The sequence below is a fragment of the Lachnoclostridium phytofermentans genome (genome assembly GCF_000733755.1).
In the GTDB taxonomy this organism is placed as follows: domain Bacteria; phylum Bacillota; class Clostridia; order Lachnospirales; family Lachnospiraceae; genus Lachnoclostridium; species Lachnoclostridium phytofermentans_A.
In genome coordinates, this window is record NZ_JPOF01000007.1 from 188691 (window position 1) to 203035 (window position 14345).

Genomic DNA, 14345 nt, shown 5'->3' on the forward strand with positions numbered 1-14345 from the left:
CTTTAAAAAGTACTTGGATAAAGATAAAGTAGCTGATAGATAAAGTGCTAAATAGAGAAGGGAACTATTAATAAAGTAGCTCTTAGATAAGTAGCAATACTAAATTAGCTATGAGTAAAATATTTAATTGAAATATTTGTACATACCAAGCGAGTTTCCTACTTAATGAAGATAATATAAAGTAGAAAACTCGCTTTTGACTGCTACACTATAAAATTCAATACACGGTAAATAATCACTGCAAGAGTGAGAATCTTGTAATATAGTAATAAATAATAACAATTTATCAAACAAAATGAAGATATTATACAAAAAGTCCGTCTAATTTTGTCTAAAATTAATATTGTCAAATATTGGCATGTCCGATATAATTCAAGTAGGAAAAAATAGTAATTGCAATAGACTGTGAAGCAGTACTCTCGGAAAAGATTAATATCAGAGCAAATCTGGTTTGTACTTTTCCTTTAAAATAGAAGTTCTTCTTACATAAGCCGATAGTTTTGATTTTTTTGAATTTCCGAGTGTAAAAAAATCAAGGAGGGTATTATAATGATAAGAGGTAAAAAGAGAGTAATTGCAATGGCTGTATCTTTATGGGTTGCTGTAGCCTTGCTATTTACTAGTGTACCTGGACCTATGGGGTTAATGACAGGTGCAAAAAGCGGTACCAAAGTACAAGCTGCTGAGAGATTTACGACGAAATTAGAGGCAGAGAATGGTACGATGACTGGTGCTGTTACGACAGCTAGTACAAGACTTGGGTATAGTGGGACTGGATATGCTACAGGGTTTAATCAAAGTAGTAATAATTCTTGGTCAACATCTGTAGTGATTCCAACAACTGGTCACTACACCTTCACAATCAGAAGTGCTGCAGACAGTTATAAAGAAAATTATCTTTATATTAATGGAACACAAGCTGGAATTATTTATAGTACAGGTGATAGTAAGTGGGGAGATACTGTCATCGAAAGTGTATATTTAGAGGCAGGTACGATCACTTTATCCGTTAAGGAATCTTGGGGATGGTTTGATTTTGATTACATTTTAATAGAGGCAGGTAGTAGTGTAGATAGCTCTATTTATCAAAAAGCAACTTCTACTCTAGTGAATCCGAATGCTAATCAAAAAACAAAAAATATTATGGCATACCTTAAGAGTATCTATGGGAAAAAGACATTATCAGGTCAGTCTTGCACGTTAAACGCTAGTACTGAAATTGAAACTATTTATAAAACAACTGGTAAATATCCTGCAATTCGTATGCTTGATTTAATCTTTTGTTCTCCTGCAAGTGACTGGCACTCCACAGGTGAAGTTGATTTAGCGCTTGATTGGGATAAAAAAGGAGGCCTCACGACCTTTCAGTGGCATTGGCATGCTCCAAAAGGTGGCGCATCCTTCTATACCAATAAGACAACCTTTGATTTATCCAAAGCCGTAACAACGGAGAATATTAGTAGATTACCTTTGGCAGATGTAAAAGCTCTGTATGATGCGGGTAAGATATCAGAAGAATGTTATCTGATGGTACGTGATATTGATGCAATCTCTGGTTATCTAAAGCAATTAGAGAACGCAGGTGTTACTGTTCTTTGGAGACCACTCCATGAAGCGAGTGGTGGATGGTTCTGGTGGGGAGCAGCAGGAAAAGATCCTTATCTTTGGTTATATCGATTAATGTTTGATCGCCAGACTAATTATCATAAATTAAACAACTTAATATGGGTATGGAATGGACAGGATGCTGCTTGGTATCCAGGTGATGCATATTGTGATATTGTAAGTACTGATATTTATGCAGATAATCGTAATTATAGTGCACAGACTGCTCAATTTAAGAAAACGGTAAATTATGCTAGCGGAAATAAGATGGCGGCTCTTAGTGAAAATGGTGTAATGCTTGATCCAGCGTTAATGACGAGAGACAATACTTTCTGGTTATGGTTTGCTGTGTGGTATGGAGATTTCCTTATTGATTCTTCAGGTAACTTAAATGGAACCTATACCGAGGCTACTATGGTGAATAAGGTTTATAACAGTAGTGAAGTTATAACCTTAGACGAACTTCCAAATTTTAATGGAACAACGCCGACGGTGACACCAACAGTAACTCCAACAGTAACTCCGACGGTGACCCCAACAGTAACCCCAACAGTAACCCCAACAGTAACTCCTACAGTTACACCTACAATAACGCCAACAGTGACACCGACGGTTACACCTACAGTAACACCAACCGTAACGCCGATTCCTGGGAATTTCACTTTAACTTTAACCAATACAGGGAATACGAATGTTTCAACAAATACGATCAATGCAAATTATAAGATTAAGCATGAAAAAGGAAGCGATATTGACTTATCCAAGTTAGTAATTCGTTATTATTATACGAAGGAGGGAACTGTGAAGGAGAACTTTTACTGTGATACAGCTGCAGTACAGTTAAACAAGGCTCCATGGTATGCCACATATAATACAGTGGTTACCGGAACCTTCCAATCAATGGCGGTTCCAAAAACGAAAGCAGATTCCTATCTTGATGTGACGTTAAATACAACGGATAAGCTATCAGCAGATTCTACTCTAATGGTCAATATTAGGTTTACTAAGAATGACTGGAGTCTATATAACCAAGAGAATGATCATTCCTATGGAGATAATACCAAGGTTGTAGTGTATTATAATGGGAAAGTGGTACTTGGTGTGGAGCCGTAGTGGAAAGAAAAATGGATGAATATATCAGCTTTTTTATTATCATAAATAATAAAAACAAATATAATGTGATTTTTAAGAAATCATAATGGAAAGGTCTTTTGCTTACTATGTTTAACGTACGAAGCAAAGGACCTTTTTTATAAAAGTTAGTAAAATAATGTAAAAACCATATTGTAAAAAAGGCTATTTGTGATAAAATAATGTTAGAATGTTTTTTATTCTTCTTATGTGGTTACTTTACTGTCTAATCCAGTAGATTACTATAGGAAAGTAGAAGGCTTTGAATTAATTAGATATAAGCGTACATAAGGTTATTTTTACTAAGGAGATAGGAATGAGATTTTTTAAAAAGATAGGTAGTCGAATCGTAATTGTAGGATTGTTAATAGGAATACAAATCCTCTGGTTTTTAGGTTTTATGAAGTATCTAACAGAGTATTCTGTTGTTATAAATTTGTCCCTAAAACTTATTAGTGTGATTGCTGTTCTGTATTTGGTGAGTAAGCGAGAAAATCCTGTAAATAAGTTGGCATGGGTAATACCGATTTTGTGTTTTCCACTATTAGGTGGACTTATGTATATTCTATTATATGAGAGTAAACCAAGTAAACACTTGCAAAAAAAGTTCCAAGAATCGGAAGAAAGAATAAAACCTTTGTTAACACAAGACGTAAATGTGCGTCAAAAGATTATAAAGGAATCAAAGAGTGTAGCAAGCCAAGTAGCATATTTAGCAGACACTGCAGGATTCCCTATCTATGAGAATACAGAAACAACCTACTATTCCTCTGGAGAAGCTAATTTCCCAGATTTATTAGATGCTATAAAGAGTGCAAAGCATTATATTTTCTTAGAGTATTTTATTATTGAAGAAGGCACCATGTGGAATACCATACTTGAGGTGTTAAAGGAAAAGGTGGAGAGTGGAGTACTTGTTCGAGTACTTTATGATGACGTAGGCTGTCTTATGACGTTACCGGCTCATTATGACAAAGAGTTACGCAAGATGGGTATTGAATGCATGGCATTTAATCCATTAGTTCCCTTCTTAAAAGTTACGATGAATCATCGAAATCATCGAAAACTAACAGTGATTGATGGACATACAGCGTTTACTGGTGGAATTAATTTAGCAGATGAATATATCAATGCCATTCATCGCTATGGATATTGGAAAGATGCAGGAATTCGTATAAAAGGCGATGCGGTTTGGAGTTTAACTGCTATGTTTTTAACTACTTGGAATGGTTTAAAGCATTCCGATGAAACTTTTGAAAAATATATGCCGACACGATTCGATACTAAGAAGTATCAGGTAAAGGGTTTTGTACAACCGTATGGTGACACACCGTTAGATAACGAAACAGTAGGAGAGAATGTTTATTTGAATATGATTCATGCTGCGCTTGAGTATGTTTATATATTTACTCCATATTTAATCATTGATAATGAGATGGTCACTGCTTTAACTTTAGCTGCAAAACGGGGGGTAGACGTAAGAATTATTACTCCTAGTGTTTCTGATAGTAAGATGGTTTTCTGGTTAGCTGAGTCCTATTACCTTGAATTGATGGAAGGTGGTGTGAAAGTATACTATTATATGCCAGGTTTCTTACATTCCAAATGTTTTGTGTGTGATGATATGGTTGCAACCGTTAGTAGTATTAACATGGATTTTCGTAGTTTATATTTGCATTTTGAAAATGGTGTCTTCCTTTATAATACAGATTCAGTTCTAGAAGTGAAAAAGGATGTCATCAATGCACTGGAAGAATCTAAATTATTAACGAAAGAAGAATTACATCGCAACTGGTTTCTACGATTGTTAAGAATGATTTTAAGATTATTTGCACCGTTACTATAAGTGTATATTTTTAGAAGATTAATTTATATTAATAAACAAATAACAAAAAAGTCATGGGACGAGATATGAGTTATATTTTCAGTTAAAGAATGGAAAATATCTAAGTTTTTTTGTACCAAAGAAGTTGTATGATACAATGAATGAGGGAAAAGAAGGCAAATTACAATATCAAGGAGAGAATCTAATCGGATTTTCGAATCAAAAATTATATCATCAGAATGGAGACGAATCGAAAGGATTTGTTTCTATTGGTGATGATTTTAAAAAGTAATAGGAAACGGTATCACCTTATAGATAGGGGATACCGCTTTTTTATTCATGACAAGGAAAAGTTCGCGAATCGTCCTTTTACTTGATAGTATATAATAGGTTGAAATTATCTAGATCATCATGTATAAATATATCTTCCACATAGTCTCTCAGAATCGCCCCAACACTTTTCTCAACCACCAGTTGAATGAACTGTTAGGATAAGTTATTGTAAGGTATGAGAAGAATTGATATGCTTATATAGCCGGCAAAACAAAAATATGAGATTCAATCTTTAAGTCAGATTGTGTATCATTATGTTAACTATATATAAAGGTGCAAATGCGTCAGAATGGAGATTCATATGGAATTAGGAAAAAAGATAAAGAGTTTACGTATACAAAAAGGAGTTACACAAGAAGTATTAGCAGAAAAATTAGGAGTTACTTATCAAGCAGTATCAAAATGGGAAAATGAGCAAACGATGCCAGATATTAATCTGTTACCAGAAATCTCAATTTACTTTGGCATAACGATTGACGAATTGTTTGAAATGTCGGAGGAGTCACAATTAGAACGCATCCAAAATATGCTTTGGGACGAGCGGGTACTTAGTAAAGATGATTTTATTTATGCAGAGCGTTTCCTTACTGAGTATACGAAGACCTCTAAAAAAGAAAAGAAACAAATAGCAGAGGGGTACCGCCTACTTTCTGAACTCTATAACCATCGTGCAGCAAGTGATCATGAAAAAGCAGTAGAATGTGCAAAATTATCGTTAAGCTATGTAGCAGAGAATAAAGATGCTCATTGTAATTTAGTAGAAGCATCGAAAGGCGCGATTGATGACTGGAACTTTAAGAATCATCATAGTCTCATCTCATACTATCAAGAGTTTACAAAGAAAAACCCGAATTACTGGTCTGGATATCTGTATTTGATGGATAATCTGTTGGAGGATTACCGTTTGGATGAGGCTAGAGAAGAATTGGAAAAATTCAAAAAAGTACGCCCTTGCTACTTGGTAAAACAATATGAAGGAAGGATTTATTATTTAGAAGGAAAAACACAAGAGGCATTTCAGTGTTGGAATCAGATGGTGGAAGAAAATCCTAGCGAATGGCTTGCTTTCTCTTGTAGAGGACACAATTTTGCAAAATTGGCTCGATATGAAGAAGCAATCCCAGATTTAAGAAAAGCTTGTGAATTGCAGCCAAAACCTCGATATACAGATAACTATGAGGCGATAGCACATATCTATGAGATTCTTGGGGATTATAGATCTGCAATTAAAGAGTACGAGAATGAAATTAAACTTCTTCGTGAAGAATGGAAGATAGAATTTGGCGAGACTGTTGAAAAGCCAAGGAGAGAGATAGAGAGATTAAGAAGAAGGATGATGGGGGATTCTAATTAATAGAAATATTAAACTTATGTTTTCTTTTTATTGTTAATAGAAAGAAGTCTTACCACTATTTAGCGGTATGGCTTCTTTTTGCTAATTCAGTTTTTGTATTATCTATAAAGAGTACTTGATATGGTAACTATTTATTATATATATTGATAAATAGAAGAATACAAAATAATTATATAGAATGGGTAGATAAAGATACTATTTTATATCAAGAGTAAAAAATTGGTAATATATAAAAAATGACTTGCATTTACAAATAATGGATGATATATTGATATTAAATCTAAATAATTCTTTTATTAATCATGTAGTAAAATCCAATAACTATAAAATTAATGAACTAGAATTTTTCTTATTATGAAGTACTTAGTATTTTCTATAATAAGAAAGGAAAAATCTTATTCTTAACTGTAAAAATATGTAAATCAAAGGGGAGAATTCATTGGTTAATGATATGTGCAAAAATAAAATCAAACTCATATCGGATAAAATAACATTAGATGCCAAAATTGAAAACTCTATGGAAGCAATGAACTTTATTGATAATATGTTAAAGTTAATTAACTGTTCAAAAGATATTTATTACAAGGTTGTCATTATAGCGGATGAATTATTTTCTAATATTTCGAACTATTCTTTTCCGAAAGGTGAGGGGAAATTAGTCATAACCTATACAATTGATATGTCATCGAAAGAAATTAATCTTTCTTTTATCGATGGTGGGATACCGTTTAATCCACTGACAGTAGAGGAACCTTCCGTAATTGGAATGGCTTCCGAAAGAAAAGTGGGTGGGTTAGGAATACATATAGTGAAATCGTATGCAGAAGACTTATCGTACGAATATAAAGATGGATGCAACATTATAACGGTTAATAAAAAATATAGATAAGATGGGTGATGGCTGTGATTATCGATTATAGAATTTTGTTATATAGTGAAGATACAAAATTCCTTGAAGGGTTAAAGTCTGCAATAACTGATATTATGAATTTGTATCATATAAAAAATTACTCCATTTGTGCTTTTGATAATATTTATTATGTTACAAATTATGTTTATGTTCATAAGAAAAAGGTACATATATTTTTTCTTGATATAGTACAACCTAAGAATATAGCAATATCTTTCGCTTCATTTTTAAGAAATATAGGGATACAGAGTTCCATTGTATATATTGGCGATGAATATATCTCAGATACCAATCGATGTAAGATAAAAATTGTAGATTACCTGGTCAAACCAATCAATATAGAGGTAATAAAAAACTTATTATATTATGATTATCAATGCAATTTTATCGGAAAATACATTTATTTAAACAAGAATTCAAATAACTATAGAATTGATATTAACAATATTGTATGTGCAGAAGTATCAAGAAGAGGAATTAAGATTTATTTTGATAAGATTGGTGAATTAAAACGCTTGTCAAAATCGCTAGAGTTAAATAAGGATATCGATTTTGAAGAAAAATCATTATTTTATGCAGAAAAGATTTCTTCTTTTAAATACAGATTAGATAATCGGTATTTTATTCAATGCCATCAAAGTTTTCTGATTAACATTAAAAAAATAATATCATTACAAAGATATTATGCCATTGTTGATAATGGTACAAATGAAGGTATGTATATTGATATAAGCAAAAATAATTGGAAATTAGTTAGAGAATTGTATGATAAAATACATAAAATAAGTGAGTTGGATCATTTTTTGGACCAAAGTGAATTAGAAATGGTACAAGCAGGGAATCCAACAACTCTGTATCCAGAATTATTCCATGAACGTGAATTGTGATTTAGATTTTCCTGAATAGGAAAAAAATCTAACCAAATAAGCAAATAGCTTGAACCATTAAATATTTCTCTATAATATTTATATCAGTACAGCATTTGATGTACTAAAAAAAGGAAAGGAAGGTATGAGTTATGTCAGAACAAAACCTTGCAGAAGAAATGGAGAAAAATTTAGAACAAGAACCGGTAAGCGAAGAGAAGGTTGAAAATGCAGAATGTGAATTAAGTGAAACTGATATTGAAGGTGTAGAAGGCGGAGCGGTAGCCTTAGCTGGTATGTATACATACTAAGTTTCATAATTTAATTGTTATTTGATGCAGTAATAATATCCTCAAGATATTATTACTGCATCAAGTAAGAAAGAGGAATCTTGTATGAATAACATTTTTCGAAAATCATCCTTAGATAAGTTATCTTCTGTTGATCAATTAGATAAGATGATAGGCGTTTCTAAGGTTTCATCATGGTTTTGTTTGTCAGGAGTCGCAATCATAATGATTGCTGCCTTAATGTTTTTATTCACTGGTAAAATATATAGCGAAATAAAGATGGATGGAATATATATTGGGGATGGAAAAATTAATAATATCTATTCCTATTCTCAGGACTATGTTAAGAGCATCTATTATGATGTTGGAGACAGGATTAGTAAGGGTGATATTATTGGTTATATTGGAAATGAAAAAATAATATCTGATTACAATGGAATAGTAAATGAATTATACATAGAATATGGTCAACTTATACAAAAAGGTGATTTACTTGCGGAAATAAGAGAAGTAAATGATAAAGATAAGATTGTAATCGCATATATAGGATTACAGGATGGGCGTAAATTACAGGAAGGAATGAAGGTAAATGTTGTCCCTAATATAGTAAATGAGGCTCAAACAGGCCATATGACAGGAACTATACATAAAATAGGATTATATGGTGTATCAAGTGATGAGATGTACAGAAGGTTGGGTGATTGGAATTTAGTGAATTATTTTATGAGTCATCATAATAGTGGGTCTTTACTAGAAATTATTATTAAGCTTGATACAAGTAATAATACAAAAAGTGGATTTCAATGGTCTACGAATGCAGGAGAAAAAATTGAATTAATGGATAACTTATTAACGAATATACGAATTATTATTCAAGAAAAAACACCCGCAGAAAGTATTTTTAATTAGTAAATGTTATCAAGGGGCATTCTTGCTGTCGTTAAACATGAAGTTAGTGTAAAATAAAAAGCAATTTTCACTCGGATATTTTTGACTGAGTAATCCTGACTACTGAGCAGGCATGTTTTGTTAGTGAAACGATTGCAACAGAATGAAAAGTTTAAAATGTAGGAACGAGAAGGATTGTATTATGGAGAAGAAAGAGAAAAGACATCGACGAGCAAATGTTCCAATCGTATATCAAATGGAAGTTACTGAATGTGGAGCAGCTTCCCTATCCATGGTTTTACAATATTACGGTATTTATATACCGCTTGAACAAACCCGTGTAGATACCGGAGTGAGCAGAGATGGGTGTAAAGCGAATAAAATTCTTCAAGGAGCTAAAAAATATGGGTTTAAAGCTAGTGGCTATAAGATGAGTCTTGACGCTCTTTTGAATACAAAACCTCCTTGTATCATCCATTGGAATTTTAACCATTTTCTTGTTTATGAAGGTAGAAGAGGAAAGTATGTTTATTTATCTGATCCGGCAGAGGGTAAGAGAAAGATAACGATTGAAGAACTGGATGAAAGCTTTACTGGTGTAGTTTTAAAGATTACTCCAGATGGCACGAAGGTAAGTAAGAAAAAAGATAAATCACACTTGGATATAATAAAGGTCAGATTAAAAGGAAATGAAAAGAATATTCTATATCTATTTCTTTCAGGACTTTTTCTTGTTATTCCTGGAACCTTAATTCCTATGTTGTTTCAATTCTTAATTGATGAAGTAGTGTTATCGAATAATTATGGAATTGTTCCCCTTATTATAACTATTATGTTAATATTAGCTACCGTACAGATGGGATTTAGATTTTATAGAAGTATTATTTTAATAAGACTTCAGACAAAGATGACCTTAAAAACAGCATACTCATTTTTACATTTTATGTTTCAGCATCCCATGAGCTTTTTTGATCAAAGGTTTGCAGGCGATTTAACAGAACGAGTAGAAAGCAGTAATAGTATTGATGAATTTCTGGCAGGTGAACTTGCTACTAATATATTAAATATTGTTATTGCATTTTTTTATTTCATCGTATTATTTCAATATAGCGTACCATTAACACTGATAGGTGCATTCTTTACAATAATCAACTTTATGATTATAAGGTTAACATCAAAAGTTGTTAGCAGAACAATAACAAAAGTGCAACAGGATAGAGGAAAACTAATTGGGGTTTTATATTCAGGGATAAGTATAATATCAACATTAAAAGCATCCGGAATGGAGAATAAATACATAGGCCGTGTTTTGGGATACTATTCCAAATACATGAGAGGTAAGCAAAAAAACACTAAAATACAAAAAATCCTTAATGTAATACCTAATATATTAGGGCAGATTAGTAGTATTGTTGTATTGATTATTGGTGCTACTATGGTGATAAAAGGTAATATGACAATAGGGGGATTAGTAGCATATCAGACCCTACTAACACTATTTTTAGATCCAATCAGTGAGATAACTGGATTTGTTGAGCGCTTACAGACAATGAAAGCAGATGTAATGAGAGTTGATGATATTTATAAATATGGCTCCACGGAAAGTAAGATTAGGTTACCGATACTCCCTTTAAATCAAAAGTTGGCTGGTAAAATTACGTTAAAAAAAATCACTTATGGATATTCTAGTCTAGAAGCGCCACTAATCACTGATTTTCATTTTGAATTACCAACTGGCAGAAGTATAGCTTTTGTGGGTGGTTCAGGAAGTGGTAAGTCCACAATAGCAAAATTACTGAGTGGACTTTATAGACCATGGGATGGAGAAGTATTATTTGATGATATCAACATTGAACAAATACCACGAGAGATTATTGCTACCTCTGTTGCAACTGTAAGCCAAGATATCTCGATATTCTCTGGTACGATTAAAGAAAATATAACGATGTGGAATACAACAATTCGCGATGAAGATATTATTCGAGCTGCAAAAGATGCGATGATCCATGATGTTATTACTCAAAAACCAGGCGCATATGAATACCACCTGGAAGAAGGTGGTAGAAATTTAAGTGGTGGTCAAAAGCAAAGGCTTGAGATAGCAAGGGCGTTAGTTTTAAATCCAAGTATTCTTATCATGGATGAGGCTACCAGTGCTCTGGATTCGTTAACGGAAAAAACAATTATTGATAACATAAAACGACGTGGTTGTACTTGTGTAATCATAGCACATAGGTTAAGTGCGATTAGAGACTGCGAAGAAATACTAGTTATACATAGAGGAGAAGTGCTACAAAGAGGAAATCATGAGGAACTAATTGTGCAGGAAGGAGTATATAAAGAATTGTTTGGATAATGAGTAAAGGTGGAGAATTGTATGGAAAGAAAAATTCTTAACGGTGGACAAATACTCCTAACCTTAGAAGAAAATTACTTGTATGAGGTTATTGAGGGGACTGCATTAATTTATATCTCATTATTAAAAAACAATGATGAGTTAGGGAAAAGATACTTTTTAAAAGAAGCAAAACAGGGAAAATTCTTGATACCTAGTTTTAAGTTTTTGGATGAAAATGAGGGAACATGGGTATTTTTAATTACCGCTCAAAAAAAGGTTGTGATCGAAGAACATCATAGTGAGTCACAAGAAGCGTATAATTTAGCAATTGAACAATTTTCAGAGGAAATTTCCTTAGAAATACAATCTGCTTCCTATTTTGGTGATGAACTTTTAGAATTGATACAAAGAAAGTTAGTTGCTGAAGAAATCTTTATCTATCGTACCAAGCAGGAGTTAGAAAAAGAGTACGAAGATGGCTTACAATCGATAGCCAGCATCTTTCACAAGGAGGGATACTTAAGCCAAAGTAAAGCGCAACATAATTTGTACGATGCAGTCTCTATTCTTTGTAAGAAGGGGGATATAAATCTTTGTTCCTATGATACAGTTGTAGAGTCTTGTGGGAAAAGATTTACAATAGAAGACCTTGCAAGGGTATCTCATTTCATGATTAGAGAGATACGATTAGAGCCAGATTGGTACAAAAAGGATTATGGAAATATACTAGTTTATAAAAAAGAACTTGATGAATTCGAGATCCCTATCGCATGCGTTTCCTGTGACGATAAAGGCTATGTAGAATATAACGTTGTCGAAGGAACAACGAGTAAAATAACAAGTATCAATTCAATGCATTATGCTAAGACTGCTTATATGATTTATAGACCTTTTCCAAATAAGCATTTGGAATTAAGGGAGTTAATCAGTTATTGTAGCAAAGGGTTAAGAAGTAAAGACATGTTATCTATTATGCTATTATCATTAATCATAATGGCAATTGGACTTTGGATACCATATTTAACACAGGTGATATATGATAAATATATTTATTATAATAACACATCAATGATATATCAGATTGGTATGGTGGCAATTGCATTTACCTTGGGAGAATTAATGTTTGATATCTTTTCTAGACTAATTCTTTATAAAAACAGCAATCGCATGGAAATGATGATACAAAGCGCAATGTTTGATCGATTATTTAATTTAAAAATCAATGTCTATAGTAGATATGAGACTTCTGATTTAATAAGAAGAACATTGAGTACTACAGACATTGGAACGATTGTTTTGGATGAAGTTATTATATCCTCATTTATCCATTGTTTTTGTATTGTATATTTGGTACGCATGTATCAATACTCAGAAAAGTTAGCCTGGATTGGATTACTAATAATATTAATAGGTCTAATATTTAGTATATTAATTTCGCTACTTCAAACAAAGTATAAGAAAAAAATAATTGAGTTTAATACGAATGCATCCTCCATTATGTACCAAGCAATCATGGGAATCAGCAAGATTAAAATTTCGTCTGCAACGAATAGGATTTTGAATAAATACATAAAGGAAAAAGTAAAATCAAAAGAATTGGATATGAAGTATGAAGTATTAGCGACTGCTGATCATTGTATCCATTTATTTTTATCTATTTTAAGTACGATTCTGTTTTATAAAATAGCTTTCATGAATCAATTAAATATTACAGTAGGTGAATTGCTTGCTTTTATTTCCGCTTTTAATTTGCTTTTTTTTTCAGTTAGAAAGTTGGAAAAAAATTTTGCTAAGATTCTTCAAGTTCAGCCTCTTTACAAGAAAGCAAATTTACTATTAGCAGAAACTCCAGAGTCAATGGAGGGGAGCCGTTCTATAGGCAATTTAGAGGGAAAAATCGAATTAAGCAATGTATCTTTTCGGTATGATTCTAATGAACCAATGGTGATTTCTAATATATCGTTAACGATTAATAAAGGGGAATACATTGGAATCGTTGGAAGTTCAGGATGTGGAAAGTCCACTCTTCTAAAATTATTATTAGGCTTTGAAAGTACTACAAGTGGAAAGATATATTATGATGATATGGATTTGGACACCTTAGATAAAAGAGAACTAAGAAAACGTTTAGGTGTAGTGTTACAAGAAGGGCAGTTAATTTCAGGAAGTATTTATGAAAATGTTGTAATTGCAAGCAGCGCCACTAACAAGGAGCAATATAGAGAAGAAGTGGAAAAAGTACATCAAACGATTAAGATGGTAGGATTGGAAGAAGATATCAAACAAATGCCAATGGGGTTAGAAACTGTTATTACAGAACAGGGTGGAACAATCTCTGGTGGTCAAAGACAAAGGATTCTTATTGCCAGAGCTATCTTTTATAATCCTTCTATCATATTTTTTGATGAAGCTACCAGTGCACTTGACAATATTAATCAAGCTTTAATAGCAGAAAACTTAGATAAACTTAAGTCGACTCGAATTGTAATTGCGCATAGACTTTCAACAGTGATGAATTGTGACAGAATTATAGTAATGGACAAAGGACAAATTATTGAAAGTGGTACCTATGATGAATTAATTGGTTTAAAGGGTATGTTTTATGAGCTATCAATGCGACAAATTGCATAGAACGAGTTTAAATATCTTGATATGTACGTGTGATAAAGCACACAGATGGAGCTTTATTTAAGCAGTATTCCATCGGCTTGCAGATGGAATATGCATGGGTATTCGTCTGAAAAACCAAGATTTTTCACACACGAATTGGTGCTGTATCCTAAAATCGCCGGATAGCAACAGAAT

9 protein-coding genes and 1 pseudogene are annotated in these 14345 nt (G+C 32.6%); all 10 read left to right on the plus strand.

Annotated elements, in window-relative coordinates; all coding sequences use genetic code 11:
* Positions 1-549: 549 nt before the first annotated feature.
* The 10 genes and pseudogenes from CC92_RS23250 to CC92_RS0116835 all read left to right on the plus strand — a co-directional run bounded on the left by CC92_RS23250 (position 550) and on the right by CC92_RS0116835 (position 14171).
* On the plus strand, positions 550-2718 hold the full coding sequence (locus CC92_RS23250) for a glycosyl hydrolase (protein WP_051650578.1): 2169 nt from the start codon (positions 550-552) through the stop codon (positions 2716-2718).
* A 334-nt stretch (positions 2719-3052) separates the two neighbouring features.
* Positions 3053-4582, plus strand: a complete 1530-nt coding sequence (gene cls, locus CC92_RS0116795) for a cardiolipin synthase (RefSeq protein ID WP_029501484.1) — start codon at positions 3053-3055, stop codon at positions 4580-4582.
* A 58-nt stretch (positions 4583-4640) separates the two neighbouring features.
* Positions 4641-4853: pseudogene (locus CC92_RS23255) on the plus strand (DUF2500 family protein); the annotation flags it as partial.
* A 342-nt stretch (positions 4854-5195) separates the two neighbouring features.
* On the plus strand, positions 5196-6248 hold the full coding sequence (locus tag CC92_RS21870; RefSeq protein ID WP_051650577.1) for a helix-turn-helix domain-containing protein: 1053 nt from the start codon (positions 5196-5198) through the stop codon (positions 6246-6248).
* A 439-nt stretch (positions 6249-6687) separates the two neighbouring features.
* Positions 6688-7137 carry an ATP-binding protein gene (locus tag CC92_RS0116810; RefSeq protein WP_029501482.1) on the plus strand — a complete coding sequence of 150 codons (450 nt, stop codon included), beginning with the start codon at positions 6688-6690 and terminating at the stop codon, positions 7135-7137.
* Positions 7138-7145: 8 nt separating this feature from the next.
* A complete protein-coding gene (locus tag CC92_RS0116815) occupies positions 7146-8045 on the plus strand; it encodes a LytR/AlgR family response regulator transcription factor (protein WP_029501481.1) in 900 nt (299 codons plus the stop codon).
* A 131-nt stretch (positions 8046-8176) separates the two neighbouring features.
* On the plus strand, positions 8177-8335 hold the full coding sequence (locus CC92_RS22645; protein ID WP_155998573.1) for a hypothetical protein: 159 nt from the start codon (positions 8177-8179) through the stop codon (positions 8333-8335).
* Positions 8336-8419: 84 nt separating this feature from the next.
* Positions 8420-9223, plus strand: coding sequence for a biotin/lipoyl-binding protein (locus CC92_RS0116825; RefSeq protein WP_029501480.1), 804 nt, complete (start codon positions 8420-8422; stop codon positions 9221-9223).
* A 181-nt stretch (positions 9224-9404) separates the two neighbouring features.
* On the plus strand, positions 9405-11558 hold the full coding sequence (locus tag CC92_RS0116830) for an NHLP family bacteriocin export ABC transporter peptidase/permease/ATPase subunit (protein ID WP_029501479.1): 2154 nt from the start codon (positions 9405-9407) through the stop codon (positions 11556-11558).
* 21 nt (positions 11559-11579) lie between these two features.
* Positions 11580-14171, plus strand: coding sequence for an ATP-binding cassette domain-containing protein (locus CC92_RS0116835; protein ID WP_029501478.1), 2592 nt, complete (start codon positions 11580-11582; stop codon positions 14169-14171).
* Positions 14172-14345: the final 174 nt, after the last annotated feature.